This window comes from Pseudomonas sp. P4_D7, assembly GCF_056401755.1.
Genome location: NZ_JBFUIR010000141.1, coordinates 1 through 2,218, shown reverse-complemented (window position 1 = coordinate 2,218; position 2,218 = coordinate 1). Strand labels below are relative to the sequence as shown.

General features: G+C 53.9%; 3 protein-coding genes. All 3 read left to right on the top strand.

All coding sequences use genetic code 11. The features are described 5' to 3' along the window. The coding region (gene tuf / locus AC1DVF_RS29075) for an elongation factor Tu (RefSeq protein WP_477783610.1) at nucleotides 1-1,083 on the top strand (1,083 nt) is incomplete at its 5' end. 159 nt (nucleotides 1,084-1,242) lie between these two features. Then, complete coding sequence (gene rpsJ, locus AC1DVF_RS29070; protein ID WP_003186070.1) at nucleotides 1,243-1,554, top strand: 30S ribosomal protein S10; 312 nt, start codon at nucleotides 1,243-1,245, stop codon at nucleotides 1,552-1,554. Between the two features lie 80 nt (nucleotides 1,555-1,634). After that, the coding region (gene rplC, locus AC1DVF_RS29065) for a 50S ribosomal protein L3 (protein ID WP_477783609.1) at nucleotides 1,635-2,218 on the top strand (584 nt) is incomplete at its 3' end.

Below are 2,218 nucleotides of genomic sequence, written 5' to 3'. Positions count from 1 at the left end.
GAAGTTTTCGGTTCCGCAATCGTTGACTTCGACAAGATCGACAGCGCACCAGAAGAAAAAGCTCGCGGTATCACCATCAACACCGCACACGTTGAGTACAACTCGAAGATCCGTCACTACGCTCACGTTGACTGCCCAGGTCACGCTGACTATGTGAAGAACATGATCACCGGTGCTGCTCAAATGGACGGCGCTATTCTGGTTTGCTCGGCCGCTGATGGTCCGATGCCGCAAACCCGTGAGCACATCCTGCTGTCCCGTCAGGTAGGCGTTCCGTACATCGTGGTTTTCCTGAACAAGGCTGACCTGGTAGACGACGCAGAGCTGCTGGARCTGGTTGAGATGGAAGTTCGTGACCTGCTGTCCACCTACGACTTCCCGGGCGATGACACTCCAATCATCATCGGTTCGGCTCGTATGGCTCTGGAAGGCAAAGACGACAACGAGATGGGCACCACTGCCGTCAAGAAACTGGTTGAGACTCTGGATGCTTACATCCCAGAACCAGTTCGTATGATCGACAAGCCATTCCTGATGCCAATCGAAGACGTATTCTCGATCTCGGGTCGCGGTACTGTTGTGACTGGTCGTATCGAGCGCGGTATCGTTCGCGTTCAGGATCCGCTGGAAATCGTTGGTCTGCGTGACACCACCGTTACTACTTGCACCGGTGTTGAAATGTTCCGCAAGCTGCTCGACGAAGGTCGTGCTGGCGAGAACTGCGGCGTTCTGCTGCGTGGTACCAAGCGTGACGACGTTGAGCGTGGTCAGGTTCTGGTTAAGCCGGGTTCSGTTAAGCCGCACACCAAGTTCACCGCAGAAGTTTACGTTCTGAGCAAGGAAGAAGGCGGTCGTCACACTCCGTTCTTCAAAGGCTACCGTCCACAGTTCTACTTCCGTACTACTGACGTGACTGGTAACTGCGAGCTGCCAGAAGGCGTTGAAATGGTAATGCCAGGTGACAACATTCAGATGACTGTTACCCTGATCAAAACCATCGCGATGGAAGACGGTCTGCGTTTCGCTATCCGTGAAGGCGGTCGTACCGTCGGCGCTGGCGTCGTAGCCAAAATCATCGAGTAATTCTCTTTTTTAGAGTTTGCTTGATGCTTTGAAAAAAGCCCCCGCTCAGCGGGGGCTTTTTTATTGGGTTGACACCCATCTGGGGCGTCTATAGAATTGCGCCTCCTTTTAACGGGCGTATTGCGCTCGGTGGGAATAGCAGCCGGAGTCTGAAATCCAATGCAAAATCAGCAAATCCGTATCAGGTTGAAGGCTTTCGACCATCGCCTGATCGACCAATCAACCCAGGAAATCGTGGAAACCGCGAAACGTACTGGTGCTCAAGTGCGTGGTCCAATTCCACTGCCTACCCGTAAAGAGCGGTTCACCGTTCTGGTTTCTCCGCACGTCAACAAAGACGCGCGTGACCAGTACGAAATCCGCACTCATAAGCGCGTTCTGGACATTGTCCAGCCAACGGATAAAACCGTTGATGCTCTTATGAAGCTTGATCTTGCGGCCGGTGTGGAAGTGCAGATCAGCCTCGGCTAAGACTCGGTCTTAGTCGTGTAACGCTCTGAAATGGGCGGCCATAGCGGGTGAAAGCCCCGTACACTCATGAGGTTTACAACATGACTATTGGTGTAGTCGGTCGTAAATGCGGTATGACCCGTATTTTCACCGAAGAAGGTGTCTCCATTCCGGTCACGGTCATTGAGATCGAGCCGAATCGCGTCACCCAGTTCAAAACTGAAGAGACCGATGGCTATCGTGCAGTGCAAGTCACTGTCGGCGAGCGTCGTGCTTCGCGTGTAACAGCAGCTCAGGCTGGCCACTTCGCTAAAGCGAACGTTGCCGCTGGTCGCACTACCATGGAATTCCGTCTTGAAGAAGGCGAGTACCAGGCTGGCGATCTGATCAACGCTGAAATCTTCGCCGCTGGTCAACTGGTTGATGTAACCGGTCAGTCCAAGGGTAAAGGCTTCCAGGGTACGATCAAGCGTTGGAATTTCCGCGGGCAAGATAACACCCACGGTAACTCCGTATCCCACCGCGTCCCAGGCTCTATCGGCCAGTGCCAGACTCCTGGTCGTGTATTCAAGGGCAAAAAAATGTCCGGTCATATGGGCGCTGAGCGCGTGACCGTGCAGTCCCTGGAGGGCAAAAAAATGTCCGGTCATATGGGCGCTGAGCGCGTGACCGTGCAGTCCCTGGA

Coding starts and splice junctions, on each gene's coding strand:
- rpsJ (WP_003186070.1), top strand. CDS start 1,243: ATGCAAAATCAGCAAATCCGTATCAGGTTGAAGGCTTTCGACCATCGC.